This is a genomic window from Streptomyces sp. NPDC003697, assembly GCF_053587115.1.
Genome location: NZ_JBSFNN010000010.1, coordinates 1 through 17,830 on the forward strand (window position 1 = coordinate 1; position 17,830 = coordinate 17,830).

Consider the following 17,830-nt stretch of genomic DNA (forward strand, 5'->3'; position numbering starts at 1 on the left):
CCTCCTTGCTTTCGCTTGTGTGGGGGGGTGGTTGTGCTTTGGGGGGGGGGGGGGGGCCCCCCCCCCCCCCCCCCCCACCACCCCACGATCGGGACGGGTCCGTGGCCGGGCCCGGCACAGAGCAGGGCCCCGGAACCGGCGCAGAGGTCCCGGGGCCCGGTCCTGGGGGTCAGACGCGCCGCAGTACGGCCACCACCTTGCCGAGGATGGTCGCGTCGTCACCGGGGATCGGCTCGTAGGCCGAGTTGTGCGGGAGGAGCCAGACGTGGCCGTCCTCGCGCTTGAAGCGCTTGACGGTGGCCTCGCCGTCCAGCATGGCGGCCACGATGTCGCCGTTCTCCGCGACGGGCTGACGGCGGACCGTGACCCAGTCGCCGTCGCAGATCGCCGCCTCGATCATCGAGTCGCCGACGACCTTCAGGACGAACAGCTCGCCGTCGCCGACCAGCTGCCGGGGGAGCGGGAAGACGTCCTCGACCGACTCCTCGGCGAGGATCGGGCCACCGGCTGCGATCCGGCCCACGAGGGGGACGTAGGACGCGGCAGGCTTGCCCGCCGTGTCCGTGGGCTGCACCGAGGCGGCCTGGTCGGAGCCGCGGACCTCGTACGCTCGCGGGCGGTGCGGGTCACGGCGCAGGAAGCCCTTCCGCTCGAGCGCCATCAGCTGGTGCGCGACCGAGGAGGTGCTGGAGAGGCCGACGGCCTGGCCGATCTCCCGCATCGACGGCGGGTAGCCACGACGCTGCACCGAGTCCCTGATGACCTCGATCACCCGGCGCTGCCGGTCGGTCAGCCCGGAGCTGTCCGCCCGGATGCCTGGAGGTCGGCCCGGGAGGGAGCGCTTGTGCCCCTCGGGATTCGTGGCTTCGTTCATCGCATGCACCGGCTCCAGTCGGCCCTGGGAGCGGTCCTGGGCAGTGATGGTGGCACTGTCTGCGGTGGTGGTCACGTCGGCCCCTCTCGATGGTCTCCCTGCTGCACAACGGTAGATGCTTTCGAAAGGTTGCGCCAAACACACGTTCGAGTGAAAAACGGCGGACCGTCTGACTTGATCACGTGTGTTGGTGTATGGCCTGCGCGGTGCCCGGCGTGCGAAAGGGCGCATGGTTGTACTCTTCACCGCCGGGGTGGCGACCTCGTGGGTGCCGCCCCAGTCTGCCATCCGGTGCCCCCTTTGCCGGGGACCCGCTCCCCATGTCCCGGGAAGTGGGACGGATCTTTCATGGGGCGCTCACGGTATCTCCGCCGGGCCGCCGCGCGGTACGGGGGTGCAGCATCGTGTTTCCCGTGGCGCCCCGGGGGCAGACGGTGCGCGCCGGTGCCCGGACGGGGCGCGCGCTGATCCGCGCTCCGTGGGCGACACGGGGGCCTTCACACCTATGTGCGAGCCGATCCCCACATCTAGTGGTTGGATGGCTACAGCAGCCCAAGTGTTGTGGTCCCCCGGGTCTCCGACCCCTCGATCATCGCCTATGCTTAGGGCTGCTTCGCGGGGCTCCTGAGCCCTGACGAGGCTATTGAGTCTGCTGTGAGGAGGGTTGGAGTCCATGCACTGCCCCTTCTGCAGGCACCCCGACAGCCGCGTGGTCGACAGTCGTACGACCGACGACGGCACGTCGATCCGCAGGCGTCGCCAGTGCCCCGAGTGCTCCCGCCGGTTCACGACCGTGGAGACGTGCTCGCTGATGGTGGTCAAGCGGTCCGGGGTCACCGAGCCCTTCAGCCGTACCAAGGTCATCAACGGCGTGCGCAAGGCGTGCCAGGGGCGGCCGGTGACGGAGGACGCGCTCGCGCTGCTCGGCCAGCGGGTCGAGGAGGCGGTGCGGGCCAGCGGAAGCGCCGAGGTGGCAGCCCACGACGTGGGACTGGCCATACTCGGCCCCTTGCAGGAGCTCGACCTCGTCGCCTACCTGCGCTTCGCCTCGGTCTACCGGGCCTTCGACTCGCTCGAGGACTTCGAGGCCGCAGTCGCGGAACTCAGGGAAGGGGCGCGCCCCGAGGCGGACGACGGCGGCGGCGTCGGCGCGGGGAGCCAGGAAGACGATCGCGGGTCCGCGGGGACGGCTGAGGTCCCCCTGCCCGCGAGTGCCGCCGACTGATCGGCGGGCCGGCCCGGAGCTGTGTCCGGACCGGCCGGGCGGCGGCGGAACAGGACCTGTTGCGGGCGGAGACGTGAGGGCGTCCGCAGCACCAGACAGAACACCGTGCCCTGGAAGAACGGGGCACTTCAGGGCGTTTTCGCCCGTATCAGGGAGGCGGCATGACAGAGACGGCGAGCGGTCCGGCACGAGGTTCCCGCGCCAAGGGCGTCAGGACGGGCACCAAGGGGCTGCACATCGAGCGCGTCCACACGACCCCCGGCGTGCACCCGTACGACGAGGTGGCCTGGGAGCGCCGTGACGTCGTCATGACCAACTGGCGCGACGGCTCGGTCAACTTCGAGCAGCGCGGCGTCGAGTTCCCCGACTTCTGGTCGGTGAACGCGGTCAACATCGTCACCAGCAAGTACTTCCGGGGTGCCGTCGGCACTCCGCAGCGCGAGACCAGCCTCAGGCAGCTGATCGACCGCATCGTGAAGACGTACCGGAAGGCCGGTGAGGACCACAAGTACTTCGCCTCGCCCGCCGACGCCGAGATCTTCGAGCACGAGCTCGCCTACGCCCTCCTGCACCAGATCTTCAGCTTCAACAGCCCCGTCTGGTTCAACGTCGGCACCCCGCAGCCCCAGCAGGTCTCCGCCTGCTTCATCCTCTCCGTCGACGACTCCATGGAGTCCATCCTCGATTGGTACAAGGAAGAGGGGATGATCTTCAAGGGCGGCTCGGGCGCCGGCCTGAACCTCTCCCGCATCCGCTCCTCCAAGGAGCTGCTCTCCTCCGGCGGCAACGCCTCCGGCCCGGTGTCCTTCATGCGCGGCGCCGACGCCTCCGCCGGCACCATCAAGTCCGGCGGTGCCACCCGCCGTGCCGCGAAGATGGTCATCCTCGACGTCGACCACCCCGACGTGGAGGACTTCATCGAGACCAAGGTCAAGGAGGAGGAGAAGATCCGCGCGCTGCGCGACGCGGGCTTCGACATGGACCTGGGCGGCGACGACATCACGTCCGTCCAGTACCAGAACGCCAACAACTCGGTCCGCGTGAACGACACGTTCATGAAGGCGGTCGAGCAGGGCGGCAAGTTCGGCCTGCGCGCCCGGATGACGGGTGAGGTCATCGAGGAGGTCGACGCCAAGTCCCTCTTCCGCAAGATGGCCGAGGCCGCCTGGGCCTGCGCCGACCCGGGCATCCAGTACGACGACACCATCAACCACTGGCACACCTGCCCGGAGTCCGGCCGCATCAACGGCTCGAACCCCTGCAGCGAGTACATGCACCTGGACAACACGTCCTGCAACCTCGCCTCGCTGAACCTGATGAAGTTCCTCAAGGACGACAGCAAGGGCAACCAGTCGTTCGACGTCGAGCGCTTCCAGAAGGTCGTCGAGCTGGTCATCACGGCGATGGACATCTCCATCTGCTTCGCCGACTTCCCGACCCAGAAGATCGGCGAGAACACCCGCGCCTTCCGCCAGCTCGGCATCGGCTACGCCAACCTCGGCGCCCTGCTGATGGCGACCGGCCACGCCTACGACTCCGACGGCGGCCGGGCCCTGGCCGGTGCCATCACCTCCCTGATGACCGGCACCGCGTACAAGCGCTCCGCCGAACTCGCCGCGGTCGTCGGCCCGTACGACGGCTACGCCCGCAACGCCCAGCCACACCTGCGCGTGATGAAGCAGCACGCCGACGCCAACACCACCGCCGTGCGCATGGACGACCTGGACACCCCGGTCTGGGCCGCCGCCACGGAGGCCTGGCAGGACGTGCTGCGCCTCGGTGAGAAGAACGGATTCCGCAACTCCCAGGCGTCCGTCCTCGCGCCGACCGGCACCATCGGCCTCGCCATGTCCTGCGACACCACGGGTGTCGAGCCGGACCTCGCGCTGGTGAAGTTCAAGAAGCTGGTCGGCGGCGGCTCGATGCAGATCGTCAACGGCACCGTCCCGCAGGCCCTGCGCCGCCTGGGCTACCAGGAGGAGCAGATCGAGGCGATCGTCGCCCACATCGCCGAGCACGGCAACGTGATCGACGCCCCCGGCCTCAAGCACGAGCACTACGAGGTGTTCGACTGCGCCATGGGCGAGCGTGCCATCTCCCCGATGGGCCACGTCCGCATGATGGCCGCGATCCAGCCCTGGATCTCCGGCGCCATCTCCAAGACGGTCAACATGCCGGAGACGGCGACCGTCGAGGAGGTCGAGGAGATCTACTTCGAGGCGTGGAAGCTGGGCGTCAAGGCGCTCGCGATCTACCGCGACAACTGCAAGGTCGGCCAGCCCCTCTCCGCCAAGAAGAAGGAGGAGAAGGCCGAGACCGTCCAGGAGCCGCAGGCCGCGGTCGAGAAGGTGGTCGAGTACCGCCCCGTCCGCAAGCGTCTGCCGAAGGGCCGGCCCGGCATCACCACCTCCTTCACCGTCGGCGGCGCCGAGGGCTACATGACCGCCAACTCCTACCCGGACGACGGTCTCGGTGAGGTCTTCCTGAAGATGTCCAAGCAGGGCTCGACCCTCGCGGGCATGATGGACGCCTTCTCGATCGCCGTCTCGGTGGGCCTGCAGTACGGCGTGCCGCTGGAGACGTACGTCTCGAAGTTCACCAACATGCGCTTCGAGCCGGCCGGCATGACGGACGACCCGGACGTGCGGATGGCGCAGTCGATCGTCGACTACATCTTCCGCCGCCTGGCGCTGGACTTCCTGCCGTTCGAGACGCGCTCCGCCCTCGGCATCCACTCCGCCGAGGAGCGCCAGCGCCACCTGGAGACCGGTTCGTACGAGCCGTCCATCGACGAGGACGACGTGGACGTCGAGGGCCTGGCCCAGTCGGCGCCGCGCCAGACCGATCTCAAGGCCGTCGCTACGCCGAAGGCCGACGCCGAGGCGGCCAGGCCCGCCCCGAAGCAGGCGCACACCAGCGCCGAACTGGTGGAGATGCAGCTGGGCATCCAGGCCGACGCCCCGCTGTGCTTCTCCTGCGGCACGAAGATGCAGCGGGCCGGTTCCTGCTACATCTGCGAGGGCTGCGGCTCGACCAGCGGTTGCAGCTGATCCGACCGCTGAGCGGTGAGAAGGGGCGCCGGCGCGAGCCGGTGCCCCTTCCCCGTGCGCGTCAGGACGGGCGCACGCTGCCCATGGTGCGCGGGAAATCGGCCGGATCGTCCTCGAAGCCCTTCAGGCCGGGCCGGTAGGCCCAGCTGCCGTCGTCCTCCCGCACGAACTCCGCGACGGTCGCCGCGGTCGCGCCGAGGATGTCGCCGAAGTCGTCCTCGGCCAGCACGGAGTAGCCCTCGCGGACGCGCAGCCCCGGGTTCAGGACGTTGACGAAGGTACGGTGTCCGCCCCGCTGCTGGATGACGGCGCCGACCAGCACGCGGACGTACCGGCCGTCGAGCCGGTCCAGCTCCAGCGTCATCACCTCGTCCCAGCCGAAGCCCTTGCCGTCCGTGCTGTCCCGGTTGAGGTAGATCGTGCCGTCGGGTGAGCGGCTGTCGAAGTGCACCACGTAGGCGGGCGCCCCGTGGACACCGTCCGCCGTGTAGGTCGCGGCCACCAGGTCCAGGTCGGTCGGCGGCTGCCCCGACGGACTCGGATCCCACCTCAGCGCGACCTCGGCCTTGCGGATTCCCTTGCTGAGCCCGCTCACGAACTCCCCCTTCTCGCCGGTTCTGTGCCTCCCCCTGCCCCAACTTCCCGGCAACAGGGGCTCGTTGTCCATCGTGCCACGTGCGCGGGGGCGCTTGCGCGGGTGCTGTCCCCGCGAGCGTGCCGACGTCGCGCTCCCTGGCCTTACCATGGCGCGGTGCTGGTCAAGTGGATTCGCTGCACCGTGGTGGACCGCCGCGGTTTCGAGCGCGGGCAGCGGAAGTGGGCGGGGCTGCCGGGGGAGCCGGGTTTCCGGGGACAGGGCGGTGGATGGAGCCGGGTGCGCCCGGGGGTGGCGCACGTCGTCGCCTTCTGGGAGAGCCGTGCCTTCTACGACTCCTTCATGGCCCGCTCCCACGACCGGCTGGCGGCGGCCCAGGCCGGCACGTTCAAGGACGCGCGGGTCAGGCTCTTCGACCACCGCTTCGACGTGAAGACGGGCTTCGAGCCGCGCTTCACGGACGCCGACCTGCTGCGGGTGGCCCTGTGCCGGGTGCGCGAGGAGCGCGCCGAGCACTTCACGCTGATGCAGGAGAAGGTGTGGAACCCGGCGATGGCCGGGTCGCCCGGCATGGTACGCGGTCTGTTCGGCGAGGCGGCGGGCAACGAGTTCCTGGTGCTGTCCATGTGGAAGTCGTCCGCCGAGCATGGCAAGTACCGCGCCGAGCGCGTCGAGCGGCTCGCGTTGCGGGCCCAGACGGAGGCCGACGTCGAGGCCCTGACGGGCGACATCGTCGAGCTGGAACCGAGCTGGACGGTCTGACCGCTGGGCACGGGTTTCCGGGAGGCGGTCGTGTACACAGCGTGGCGCACGGTCGACGACGGGTGTGACATACGCCGTACGGGGCGGTTTCGAGTCTTCGATCGGCCGTCACCCGATCTAGTGTTTCGGCATGGCACGACCACGGCGCATCGTCCTCGTCCGGCACGGCGAGTCAACGGGCAATGTTGATGACTCCGTGTACGAACGCGAACCCGACCACGCGCTGGGGCTGACCGAGCGCGGCTGGCAGCAGGCCGAGGAGACGGGCAAGACCCTGCGGGAGGTGTTCGGGCGGGAGCGCGTGAGCGTCTATGTGTCGCCCTACCGCCGCACCCATGAGACCTTGCGCGCCTTCCACCTCGACCCCGACCTGATACGGGTGCGGGAGGAGCCCCGGCTGCGCGAGCAGGACTGGGGGAACTGGCAGGATCGCGACGACGTGCGTCTGCAGAAGGCGTACCGGGACGCCTACGGGCACTTCTTCTACCGCTTCGCCCAGGGCGAGTCCGGCGCCGACGTGTACGACCGGGTGGGCGGCTTCCTGGAGAGCCTCTTCCGCAGTTTCGAAGCTCCCGACCATCCGCCCAACGTGCTGCTCGTGACGCACGGCCTGGCGATGCGGCTGTTCTGCATGCGCTGGTTCCACTGGACGGTCGCGGACTTCGAGTCCCTGTCCAACCCGGGCAACGGCGAGATGCGGACCCTCGTCCTCGGGGACGACGGCAGGTACACGCTCGACCGGCCGTTCGACCGGTGGCGGGATCCGGAGCCGTACGGGCTCAGCGGATAAAGTGACAGGGCGATGACCGCTGACTCCTCTCCCGCCGGGCGCCTGGAACGCGCCCTGGCCGGCCTGCGCGGACTGGCGGTGGCAGACGCGCTGGGCTCGCGGTTCCTCCTGTCGGCGCACCACCCGCTGCTCCGGAGCCGGGCCCTGCCGCCCGGCCCCTGGCGGTGGACGGACGACACCGAGATGGCGTGTTCCGTGGTCGCCGTCCTGGCCGCCCACCGCCGCGTCGACCAGGATGCCCTGGCCCGCTCCCTCGCCGAGCACCACGGCGCCGACCGGGGCTACGGCGCGGGGACGGCCGGGCTGCTGGAGCGGCTCCGCGGCGGAGGCGACTGGAGGGTCCTGGCGCCCGCCCTGTTCAAGGGCCTCGGGTCGTGGGGCAGCGGAGCCGCGACGCGGATCGCCCCGCTCGGCGCCTGGTACGCGGACGACCCGGAGCAGGCCACCCACCAGGCCGAGATCTCGGCCTACCCCACGCACCAGCACCGGGAGGCGGTCGTCGGGGCCATGGCCGTCGCGGCGGCCGCCGCGCTGACCGCGTCCCCCGACGGCCCACCCGACGCCGGCGCGCTGCTCGACGGCGTCATCGCCCTCGTGCCGGCCGGGAGCGCCGTCGGTGCCGGTCTGCGGCGCGCCCGCGACCTGCTCGACTATGCGGACGTGGCCACCGTCGCCGCCGTCCTGGGCTGCGGACGGCGCACCTCGGCCCACGACACGGTGCCCTTCGCACTGTGGTCGGCCGCGCGCGCCCGCGGGGACTACGAGGACGCGTTCTGGACGACCGCCAAGGCCGGCGGCGACGTGGACACCACCTGCGCCATCGTGGGCGGGGTGATCGCCTCGTCCGGGGCGGGGGCTCCGCCCGAGGAGTGGGTGCGGCGCGCGGAGCCGCTGCCGCAGTGGGTGCCGGCGTCCCTGTGAGGCGTCGCACGGTCCGGGCGGGATCAGCCGATGCCCGGGCCCGCCGTGCCGGCCAGGGCCTCCAGGTCGCTCCTGCGGACCCGGATCACGAAGGCGGCGGTCAGCAGCGCCAGGACGGCCATCGCCGCGGCCGGGACGAACGCGGTGGAGATGCCCTCGGAGAGCACCTCGTTCCCCCAGGGCGCGGGCAGCTGGTGGGTCCGGGCGAACTCCGCCTTCTGCTCCGCGGAACCCGCCGCGAGGAACTGCGGCAGCTGCTTCCCGGCCGCCTCCCTGGTGGCCGTGCCGAACACCGTGGTGAGGATCGACAGGCCCAGCGAACCGCCGACCTGCTGCATGGCGTTCAGCAGGCCGGAGGCGGCACCGGCCTCGTGCGGGGCCACACCCGAGACGGCGGTGACGGTCGCCGTCACGAAGTTCAGCCCCATGCCGAGGCCGAACACCAGCATCGGCCCGAGCACACCGCCGAGGTAGGAGCTGCCGGGGTTGACGAACGTCTGCCAGGCGAGTCCGATCACCACGAGCGTCGAGCCGGCGAGCATGAACGGACGGGGACCGAGCACTGGCAGGAGCCGCTGCGACAGGCCCGCCCCCACAGCGATGGCAGCGGTCACCGGCAGGAAGGCCAGCCCCGCCCCGATCGGGCTGTAGCCCAGCACGTTCTGCACGAAGAGCACGATGTAGAAGAACATCCCGAACATCGCCGCGGCCAGGCTGAGCATGATGACGTACGTGCCGGAGCGGTTGCGGTCGGCGAACATCCGCAGCGGGGTGATGGGCTCCCTGGCGCGCCGTTCGGTGAGGACGAACGCCACCAGCAGGACCGCGGCCGCCGCGAAGGAGCCGAGCGTCAGGGCGTCCCGCCAGCCCTGCTCCGCGGCGCGGATGAAGCCGTACACCAGGGCCGCCATGCCCACCGTGGAGGTCAGCGCCCCCGCGAGGTCGAAGCGTCCCGGGTGCCGTTCGGACTCGTTGATGTACAGCGGCGTGATCACGGCGATCAGGACGCCGATCGGCACGTTGACGAAGAGCACCCAGCGCCAGTCGAGCCACTGTGTGAGCATGCCGCCCGCGAGCAGCCCGATCGCACCGCCGCCCGCCGAGACCGCGGCGAAGACGCCGAAGGCCCGGTTGCGCTCGGGCCCCTCGGGGAACGTGGTGGTGACGAGCGCCAGCGCGGTGGGCGACGCGATGGCGCCGCCCATGCCCTGCAGGGCGCGTGCGGCAAGCAACTGCCAGGGCTCCTGGGCCAGTCCGCCCAGCAGCGAGGCGAAGGTGAACAGCAGGATGCCGGTCATGAAGACCCGCCGGCGGCCCAGGACGTCGCCGGCGCGCGCGCCGAGGAGCAGCAGGCCGCCGAAGGTGAGCGTGTAGGCGCTGACGACCCAGGTGAGGTCGGTGGTGCTGAACTTGAGTGCTTCTTGTATGTGCGGCAGTGCGATGTTCACAATCGTCGCGTCCAGTACGACCATGAGCTGGCAGGCCGCGATGACGGCGAGCGCGACGCCGGGATGCCCCTCCCGGCGTGCCGCTTCCGGCTTCTGACGTGGAACCAACTGAGAGGTGGTCAAGGCAGGTCCCCCACAACGGTGTTAGTGAACGGCTCCGTTCACTGTTGCGTCAACCGTAGTGAGTCCCGACTAGTGAACGCAAGCGTTCACTTCGGCGGCGTCCCGCGGCGCGTCCCCCCTTGCCGCCGCCTCGCCGCCCGCCCCCGCAAACAGCCGCTCTCGCCCGCTGGAGAAGACACAGATGGTTACCTCGCGCCGGACGGCAGTCCCCGCCCGGACGGCCGCCCCACGCCGACGTGGCGCCGTGCTCGAACGCGCGATTCTCGAGGCCGCGCTGGAGCAGCTCGGCACCGTCGGCTGGAAGGGCCTGACCATGGAGGGGGTGGCCGCCGTCGCGCAGACCGGCAAGGCCGCCGTCTACCGCCGCTGGCCCTCCAAGGAGGACCTCGTCGCGGACGCCCTGCAGGCCGGCCTGCCCCGTCTCGACGAGCCGCCGGACCTGGGAAGCGTGCGCGACGACCTCCTCGCGCTGTGCCGCCGGGCCCGCGACGCCATGTTCTCGCTGCCCGGCTTCGCCCTTCGCGCTGTCATTCACGAGTGCGATCCCATGCAGGTCGAACGCTTCCACGGCGTGATCGTCGAAGGAGTGGTCCAGCCGACCGTCATGCTGCTCCGGGACGTCATCACCCGTGGAATCGCACGGGGAGAGGTCCGCCTTGATGCGGTCGACGGGTATGTCCTCGACGCCATCCCGGCCATGATGATGTACCGATCCAAAATGTGCGGCAGCGAATGGAGTGACCCGGAACTGGAGGAGCTGATCGACCGGCTGATGCTTCCGCTGCTGCGGCCGGCCGGCCCCTGACGGCATGCGCGCACCGTCGCCGGAGAGCACGGGAGGCCGGGGTGTCGCGGCCGGATCGGGGCGGCGTACGCTAAGGACGCCATGCCGTACGAACCCCCTACCCACACCGTCGAGCGCTCCCTGCGGGCCACGACCGGAGCGAAGGTCATTGCCGGTGTCGACGAGGTGGGGCGCGGCGCGTGGGCCGGCCCCGTCACCGTCTGCGCCGCCGTCACCGGACTGCGCCGGCCGCCCGTCGGCCTCACCGACTCCAAGCTGCTCACCGTGAAACGGCGCACCGAGCTCGCCGAGGTGCTGCGGACGTGGGTGACGGCCTACGCCCTCGGGCACGCCTCCTCGCAGGAGATCGACGACCTGGGCATGACGGCCGCGCTGCGGCTGGCGGCGGTGCGAGCCCTGCAGGCCCTGCCCGTGCGCCCCGACGCGGTCATCCTCGACGGCAAGCACGACTACCTCGGCACGCCCTGGAAGGTGCGCACGGTCGTCAAGGGCGACCAGTCGTGCGTGGCCGTCGCGGCTGCCTCGGTCATCGCCAAGGTGTACCGCGACGCCATGATGGCCGAACTGGGTGCAGACCACCTGGACTTCGCCTTCGCGGCCAACGCCGGCTATCCGTCGCCCGTGCACAGGGCGGCGCTGGAGGAGCGGGGACCCACCCCGTACCACCGGCTGTCGTGGGCGTATCTTGATGCGCTGCCCCGGTGGCGGCACCTCAAGAAGGTCCGCAGCTGGGCGGAGGGAACCGTTCCGGAGATCGAGGGTCAGCTCGGCTTCGACTTCTGACGGTTCCGCCCGTTCCGATGTGCCACCCGCTCACGCGGGCCGCACCAACGTTTGATAGACATCAGCCCATGCCTCTCCTTCCCGAGGAGCCTCAGATTCACGAGAGTGCCCAGGGTCCCCGCGCCACTCCGGCCACCGGCCGCACCGCGCCGACCCCCCGCCCCGTACCCGGTCCCCGCCCCGCGGCTCCGCCGCGCCCCGGCCGTCCCGGGCCCCTGCGCCCCGCGCCGCCGGTGCAACGTGCGTCGCGGGACGGAGCGACGGCCAGGCCCGGACCGTCGAAGCCCGCCGCCCCGGCGGCGTCGGCGGCCCCGCAGATCCAGCTGATCCCCGCCCCGGCCGACGGCGCCCTGGACGCCGCCGAGGAAGCGGTCGACCTGCTCCTTGAGTCGGGTCGCGCCCCCGGCGACATCCTGGTGATCACCACCGGTGAGCCGCATCCGTGGGCCGCCCACGAGCTGTCCTTCGGTGAGGCGTCCTACTGGGCGCAGCACGACGCGGGGGACGACGTCTTCTACACGGAAGCCGCCATCGCCTCCCGCGCCGCGTCCCGTCCCGTCGTCGTGGTCGCCGCCAACGGCGGTCCTGAGACGGCCGCCACGGCCCTGCCCCTGGCGCACACCCGGGCCGGTGCCCTGCTGATCGTCTGCGGCGACCCGCAGCAGATCAACGCGGTCCTGGGTGCCGGCGTCTGAGCTGCGTCCACGTCGCGCGGGCAGCCGTCCTACGTCCCGTTGCCAGGGTTGTTCGGGCTGCTGAGGCCGCCGGGGTTGCCGGAGACGTGAGGACCGCCGGGGTCGTCCGGGGCTGTTGGGGTCACCGGGCCCGCTGGGGTCGCCGGGCCGGCGGGCGTGGTGGCCGCCCGGTTCCGGCGAGGCCCGGGCGGCGGTGGCGCGGTACGTCCGGTTCCGCCGAGCCCCTGCCGGGCTGATACCCCGCCCGCCGCCGGCCGGCCGCCGGGCCGGCGGGCAGTGCTGTGCCGGCCGTGTCTCCGGACCGCCCCAAGCGTTCCAGGGCGACCGTGTGTCGGCCTCTCCCTCCCCGTCGGCGCCGACCGGTGCCGGGGATCAGGCGACGTTCGTTCTCTGCTCGCCCTGTGACGCCGGGGTGGCTGCGCTCAGTCGGCCGGTGATCTCTTCGGCGGTCAGCACCCGTGCGAAGCCCTTGCGCAGAACGGCGAGTTCGGGCTCCTGCCGTGACTCGCCGTCCGTGGCTGTGACGTCGGAGCCGAACACCACCTTGTAGCCGCGTTCGTATGCCGGCCGGGCCGTGGTGCCACAGCAGTAGTCCGGACCGCGCTGACTCCTCCTGGCCGAGGTCCCCGTCCCTCAGCGGGCCGCCGCGCGGCGCAGGACCTCGGACGGCGCGCCTCCGGTGCGCGGCGGCGGGGGCGGCGTCCCGGCGCTGCCGAGCGGCTCCGGCGGAGAGCCGGCGTTCGGGCGGCGGCCCCCGCGTCCCTCGCCGAGGACCTGCCAGCCGTCCCGGGTGAGCGTGACGTACGCCCCGCAACGCAGCCCGTGCAGGGTGCAGGCGTCACGCAGGCCCCACATCCACGCGCCGTCCTCCTCCGTCCAACGGGCGTCGCCCTCGCGGCAGTGGAGGAGTACGGCGGTGCGCACCGGAGTGCGGCGCCGCAGGTCGTGCGGGATGACCCGGCGCAACTGGGCGAGCAGGACGTTGCGGAACATCCAGCCGTCGGCGGGAGCCGGACGCGGGACGAACGAGGCACTCGCCCGCAGCCGTTCGTCCGGGTCGAGCACCGCGATGACGGCGGTCCCCGGCTTCGGGTGGTGCCGGGCGTGCAGTCCGCTGACCACGTCCCGTGGGTCACGCAGCAGAGGGATGCCCGCGGCGGCCCACTCCGCGGGTTCGAGCACACGATGGGCGGAGGCGGCGGACGTCGACAACGACGCCGCCGAGGACGGAGCGAATCCGAAGGTCACGTTCCTCCCTTCGGCTACGCGCCCACACTGCGGGCGGGGTCGGACTCGGGGACCGCGCACCGCAGCAGAGCCCTACCGGACACGGCCGGGCCGTGCGGGGAGCGGACTTCAATTCTTCCTGTCGAACTGGGATGCGGCAACGAGCAATTGGGGCCGCCGGGTCTTTTCGGCTGACCCGTGGCTTATATCCCTACCCAGGGACCTTCGGTGCGATGCCTGCCGGGTCCAGTCCGGTACCTCCCGCTCGTCCCGGAAGCCCGGTCCGGGGGGCCCGCCCCGCGCGGCGGGCAGGGAAGAGGCACGCCCGCGCTCTCCTCCCTCACGGCGCGGCGGAGCGGGGCCGTGAGGGACCGCTCCGCTCATCCCCGCACGGCCAGGACCAGTGGCAGCACGTCCTGCGCTCCCGACCTCCTGAGCAGGCGCGCGGCGACCGCGAGGGTCCAGCCGGTCTCGGTCCAGTCGTCGACGAGGAACACCGGCCCCGGGATGCCGTCGAGCGCGGCGGCGAGATCGGCCGGCACCGTCAGTGCCCCGTGGAGGGACTTCAGGCGCTGGGCGCTGTTGCTGCGGGGCAGGTGGGGCCCGTCGCCCGCGTACTCCACGCTGCCGAGGAGCGGCAGCCGCCCGACCTCGGCGACATGCGCCCCCAGGGAGTGGACCAGGTGGGGCCGGGTCCGCGAGGCGACGGTGACGACGCCGACCGGGCGCGGCGGTGCGTCCCCCGCGCCCGTGGCCCAGCCGCCGGGTCCCTTCGCCCAGTCGGCCAGCACGCCGACCACGGCCCTCGCCACGTCCTCCGGAACGGGGCCGTCGGGCGCGTCGGGCGTGAGCATCGGCCGCAGCCGGTTGCCCCAGCCGATGTCCGACAGACGGCCCAGCGCGCGTCCCGGCGCGGCCTGTTCGGCGGCCGGGATACGCCCCTTGAGGTCGACGCCGATCGCCGGGAGGCCGGTCGGCCACATCCGGCGGGGCTCCACCTCGACACCGGCTCGCCCGAGATCCACGCGCGCGGCGTCCAGCGCGGCCGTCGACAGGTCGGCGGTGAAGCGGGCGCCCGCGCAGTTGTCGCACCGGCCGCACGGCTTGGCGCTCTCGTCGTCGAGCCGGCGCTGCAGGAACTCCATCCGGCAGTCCGCCGTCGCCGCGTACTCGCGCATCGCCTGCTGCTCGGTCCTGCGCTGCCGCGCGACCCAGGCGTACCGCTCCGCGTCGTACGTCCACGGCCGGCCGGTCGCCACCCAGCCGCCCTTGACCCGCATGACCGCCCCGTCCACGTCGAGGACCTTGAGCATGGCCTCCAGACGGGAGCGGCGCAGTTCGACCAGGGGCTCCAGGGCGGGCAGCGACAGCGGTCTGTCCGCGCGGGCCAGCACGTCCAGTGTGCGGCGCACCACCTCCTCGGAGGGGAAGGCCAGCGAGGCGAAGTACTCCCAGATCGCCTCGTCCTCCTTCCCCGGCAGGAGCAGCACCTCGGCGTGCTCGACACCGCGGCCCGCGCGGCCCACCTGCTGGTAGTAGGCGATGGGGGACGACGGCGAACCGAGGTGCACGACGAAGCCGAGGTCGGGCTTGTCGAAGCCCATGCCCAGTGCCGAGGTCGCCACCAGCGCCTTCACCCTGTTCCCGAGCAGGTCCTCTTCGGCCTGCTGCCGCTCGGCGTTCTCCGTCTTGCCCGTGTAGGACGCGACGGGGTGCCCGCGCTGCCGAAGGAAGGCCGTCACCTCCTCGGCCGCGGCCACGGTGAGCGTGTAGATGATCCCCGACCCCGGAAGGTCGTCGAGGTGGTCGGCCAGCCATGCCATCCGGTGCGCGGCGTCCGGCAGCCGCAGCACGTTCAGGCTCAGGCTCTCCCGGTCCAGCGGGCCACGCAGCACCAGGGCGTCCGAGGTGCCGCCGGTGCCCAACTGCTCGGCGACGTCGGCGGTCACACGCGCGTTGGCGGTGGCGGTCGTCGCCAGTACGGGGACGCCGGGGGGCAGCTCGGTGAGCATCGTGCGCAGCCGGCGGTAGTCCGGGCGGAAGTCGTGGCCCCAGTCGGAGATGCAGTGGGCCTCGTCCACGACGAGGAGGCCGGTCGCGGCCGCGAGCTTGGGCAGGACCTGGTCGCGGAAGTCGGGGTTGTTGAGCCGCTCCGGGCTGACCAGCAGGACGTCGACCTCGCCGGCGGCGATCTCGCCCTGGACGGTGTCCCACTCCTCGGTGTTCGCCGAGTTGATGGTCCGGGCGTGGATGCCGGCGCGGGACGCGGCCTCCACCTGGTTGCGCATCAGCGCGAGCAGCGGGGAGACGATCACCGTGGGGCCGCTGCCCCGGGCGCGCAGCAGCGAGGTCGCCACGAAGTAGACCGCGGACTTGCCCCAGCCCGTGCGCTGGACGACGAGGGCACGGCGGCGCTCGGCGACCAGTGCCTCGATCGCCCGCCACTGGTCCTCGCGCAGCCGGGCGGTGCCGGTGTCGTCGCCGACGAGCCGGGCGAGGACCGCGTCGGCCGCCGCTCGGAGATCCGCGTTGCTCGTGTGCTCCATGCGTTCCATACAACAGGACGGCGCCGACAAACGGGACCTCGGCCTGCGGACGGCCCACGCGGCGTCGGGCCGCCGGCTACGGTCTTGACGTGTCCCTGGTCGAAGTTGTCCACAGGGCAAAGCGGAGTCCGATGTTTCGCGAGATCGTCGGGTCATGACGAATCACGGCGAAACGACTGGACCATCCGAAACCGCCGGAAACGGCGACATCGCGGAAGAGTGCTGCACGTACGACGGACACGGCCCGGAACACCAGGTCACGCTCCGCACCCCGGCAGAGCTCGCGGACGCCCTGCCGTACCTGCTCGGATACCGGCCGGAGGACAGCGTCGTCCTGGTGGCCCTGCACGACCAGGGCGGGCGGGGGCGGTTCGGCGGCCGGGCCAGGCTCGGCATCCCCACGAGCGTGGACGACTGGCCGTCGGCGGCACGGCAGCTCGCCCGCGGCCTGATCACAGGCAGTGAACGCAAGGGCGCCAAGCCCGGGCAGATGGTCGCCTTCCTGTGCCAGGAGCCCGCGCCGGGCGAGTCGGGGCGAGAGGTCGTGCGGCGGCTGGAACCCCTGGCACACACACTGCGCATCGAGTGCGGACGCCTCGACGTCCCGGTGATCGAGGCGCTGTGCATCTCCGGCGGCCGCTTCTGGTCGTACTGCTGCCCGACGGACGCCTGCTGTCCCGAGGACGGGTTGCCGATGGGGCTGCCCGGGACCTCCGTGCTCGCCGCGGCGGCTGCCTACGCCGGTATCCAGGTGCGCGGCAGCCTGAGCGAACTGCGCGCCAGGCTGCTTCCGCGTGAGACCTTCGCGGCGGCGGAGCAGGAGATCGCCCTCGATGCCGCCGGTCTGGCGCTGGTGCCCAGGATCCTCGACGACACGAGCCGGGCGGAGGTCGCCGAGGAGACCCTGTGTCTCGCCGGGCGCGTCATGCGGCGATTCGCCGAAGCGCCCGGGGTCACCGGCATCGCCCCGGCCGACCTGCGCGACGACGCCCTGCTCTCCCACGAGGAGGCCGCGGCGCTCATCCTCGGCCTGCAGGACCGCACGACCCGCGACCGCGCGGCCGAGTGGATGGAGGGCGACGAGGCGGGTCCCGCCCTCCGTCTCTGGCGAGCCCTGGCCCGCCGCTGCGTCGGCCCGTACGGCGAGCACGCGGCGGCACCGCTGACACTGGCGGGCTGGGTGGCCTGGTCGGCCGGCGACGGCATCGAGGCCCGGGAGGCCCTGGCGATGGCGCTGGGCGCGGACCCCCACTACCTGTTCGCACGCCTCCTGCACCAGGCCTGCAACGAAGGTCTGGACCCGGAGTCCGTCCGTCGCTGCCTGCGCGCCGAGCGCAAGGAACGAACACGGCCGGCGGCCGGAGGGGAAGCCGATGGCAGCGCGGGCGCCGACGGCCCGGGGTCCGGACAGGGCGGTGTCCCGGTGCGCGAAGGGGCCGGTGTCCCGGTGCGCGGGGGCGGCGATTCGGTGAGCGGAGACGGCGGTACCCCGGCGAACGGAGGGCCCGGTCTGCCTGCCGACGCGCGACCCGGCACCCCGGCAGACGGAGAACCCGCCGGCTGGACGGCCCGCGGCGCCACAGCCCGGGAGGACGGCAGTGCCAAGGGCGGCGGGCGACGGGACACGATCGCCCGCCCCGGCACGGCTCCGGTGTCGGGACCGGCATCGGTGTCCCGCCATCGGCGTCGCACACGGGTGAACCGGTCAGGTCCGGGTCTTCCCTGCCAGGACGGTCCGCGCCCGTCCACCGCACGGTCCGACGGCGCCCACCCGGCCGGCGCCCGGGCCGGACGCACCCACCCACGCGCCCTGGCAGAGGACGGAGTGCGCCGCCGGGGCGCCGTCCGGCCACAGGCGGACACCGGCGACGACGCCGCCGAAGGTGCCAGGGGCACGTCCTCATGAGAGGCACGCGAGGCGCGTGGAGCCGGCGCACGGCCCCCGGGCGACCTGTGCGCACGGCTGCCGGATACGCGGATCTGCCG

Annotated in this window: 14 protein-coding genes and 1 pseudogene; 9 read left to right on the forward strand and 6 right to left on the reverse strand. The window is 72.2% G+C overall.

The features are described from left to right. Positions 1 to 169: 169 nt before the first annotated feature. The gene (lexA, locus tag ACWDNY_RS06260; RefSeq protein WP_210589133.1) at positions 170 to 949 is read right to left on the reverse strand and encodes a transcriptional repressor LexA; all 780 of its coding nucleotides are present in this window, start codon (positions 947 to 949) and stop codon (positions 170 to 172) included. Positions 950 to 1,547: 598 nt separating this feature from the next. On the opposite strand from lexA, the gene nrdR reads away from it, so the two are divergent. Together nrdR and ACWDNY_RS06270 are read left to right on the forward strand one after the other, a co-directional pair. Next, positions 1,548 to 2,099, forward strand: a complete 552-nt coding sequence (gene nrdR / locus ACWDNY_RS06265) for a transcriptional regulator NrdR (RefSeq protein ID WP_451644547.1) — start codon at positions 1,548 to 1,550, stop codon at positions 2,097 to 2,099. Between the two features lie 161 nt (positions 2,100 to 2,260). Then, positions 2,261 to 5,149: a vitamin B12-dependent ribonucleotide reductase gene (locus ACWDNY_RS06270; RefSeq protein WP_451644548.1), complete on the forward strand. Its 2,889-nt coding sequence runs from the start codon at positions 2,261 to 2,263 to the stop codon at positions 5,147 to 5,149. 61 nt (positions 5,150 to 5,210) lie between these two features. Here ACWDNY_RS06270 and ACWDNY_RS06275 read toward each other — a convergent pair whose 3' ends face one another. Then, positions 5,211 to 5,744, reverse strand: coding sequence for a TerD family protein (locus ACWDNY_RS06275; RefSeq protein ID WP_451644549.1), 534 nt, complete (start codon positions 5,742 to 5,744; stop codon positions 5,211 to 5,213). Positions 5,745 to 5,900: 156 nt separating this feature from the next. Here ACWDNY_RS06275 and ACWDNY_RS06280 point away from each other — a divergent pair, with 156 nt between their 5' ends. The 3 genes from ACWDNY_RS06280 to ACWDNY_RS06290 all read left to right on the forward strand — a co-directional run bounded on the left by ACWDNY_RS06280 (position 5,901) and on the right by ACWDNY_RS06290 (position 8,217). Beyond that, on the forward strand, positions 5,901 to 6,506 hold the full coding sequence (locus ACWDNY_RS06280; protein ID WP_451644550.1) for a YdbC family protein: 606 nt from the start codon (positions 5,901 to 5,903) through the stop codon (positions 6,504 to 6,506). A 130-nt stretch (positions 6,507 to 6,636) separates the two neighbouring features. After that, entirely contained in the window at positions 6,637 to 7,296 is a 660-nt protein-coding gene (locus ACWDNY_RS06285) for a histidine phosphatase family protein (protein ID WP_451644551.1), read from the forward strand. A gap of 12 nt (positions 7,297 to 7,308) precedes the next feature. After that, the gene (locus ACWDNY_RS06290) at positions 7,309 to 8,217 is read left to right on the forward strand and encodes an ADP-ribosylglycohydrolase family protein (RefSeq protein ID WP_451644552.1); all 909 of its coding nucleotides are present in this window, start codon (positions 7,309 to 7,311) and stop codon (positions 8,215 to 8,217) included. Between the two features lie 23 nt (positions 8,218 to 8,240). Here the strand turns inward: ACWDNY_RS06290 and ACWDNY_RS06295 are convergent, their stop codons facing one another. Next, positions 8,241 to 9,788 carry an MFS transporter gene (locus ACWDNY_RS06295; RefSeq protein WP_451644553.1) on the reverse strand — a complete coding sequence of 516 codons (1,548 nt, stop codon included), beginning with the start codon at positions 9,786 to 9,788 and terminating at the stop codon, positions 8,241 to 8,243. A gap of 181 nt (positions 9,789 to 9,969) precedes the next feature. Here ACWDNY_RS06295 and ACWDNY_RS06300 point away from each other — a divergent pair, with 181 nt between their 5' ends. The 3 genes from ACWDNY_RS06300 (at position 9,970) to ACWDNY_RS06310 (ending at position 12,071) form a co-directional block, all read left to right on the forward strand. Continuing rightward, the gene (locus ACWDNY_RS06300) at positions 9,970 to 10,593 is read left to right on the forward strand and encodes a TetR/AcrR family transcriptional regulator (RefSeq protein ID WP_451644554.1); all 624 of its coding nucleotides are present in this window, start codon (positions 9,970 to 9,972) and stop codon (positions 10,591 to 10,593) included. Between the two features lie 81 nt (positions 10,594 to 10,674). Continuing rightward, complete coding sequence (locus ACWDNY_RS06305) at positions 10,675 to 11,376, forward strand: ribonuclease HII (RefSeq protein ID WP_451644555.1); 702 nt, start codon at positions 10,675 to 10,677, stop codon at positions 11,374 to 11,376. 68 nt (positions 11,377 to 11,444) lie between these two features. Further along, positions 11,445 to 12,071, forward strand: coding sequence for a hypothetical protein (locus ACWDNY_RS06310; RefSeq protein WP_451644556.1), 627 nt, complete (start codon positions 11,445 to 11,447; stop codon positions 12,069 to 12,071). Between the two features lie 372 nt (positions 12,072 to 12,443). Here the strand turns inward: ACWDNY_RS06310 and ACWDNY_RS06315 are convergent. The 3 genes and pseudogenes from ACWDNY_RS06315 to ACWDNY_RS06325 form a co-directional block, all read right to left on the reverse strand. Next, a pseudogene (locus ACWDNY_RS06315) lies at positions 12,444 to 12,653 on the reverse strand (cysteine hydrolase); the annotation flags it as partial. Positions 12,654 to 12,704: 51 nt separating this feature from the next. Continuing rightward, positions 12,705 to 13,319, reverse strand: a complete 615-nt coding sequence (locus ACWDNY_RS06320; protein WP_451644557.1) for a hypothetical protein — start codon at positions 13,317 to 13,319, stop codon at positions 12,705 to 12,707. A gap of 359 nt (positions 13,320 to 13,678) precedes the next feature. Next, positions 13,679 to 15,844 carry a RecQ family ATP-dependent DNA helicase gene (locus tag ACWDNY_RS06325; RefSeq protein ID WP_451644558.1) on the reverse strand — a complete coding sequence of 722 codons (2,166 nt, stop codon included), beginning with the start codon at positions 15,842 to 15,844 and terminating at the stop codon, positions 13,679 to 13,681. A 154-nt stretch (positions 15,845 to 15,998) separates the two neighbouring features. Here ACWDNY_RS06325 and ACWDNY_RS06330 point away from each other — a divergent pair, with 154 nt between their 5' ends. After that, entirely contained in the window at positions 15,999 to 17,750 is a 1,752-nt protein-coding gene (locus ACWDNY_RS06330) for a DUF4192 family protein (protein ID WP_451644559.1), read from the forward strand. Positions 17,751 to 17,830 lie beyond the last annotated feature (80 nt).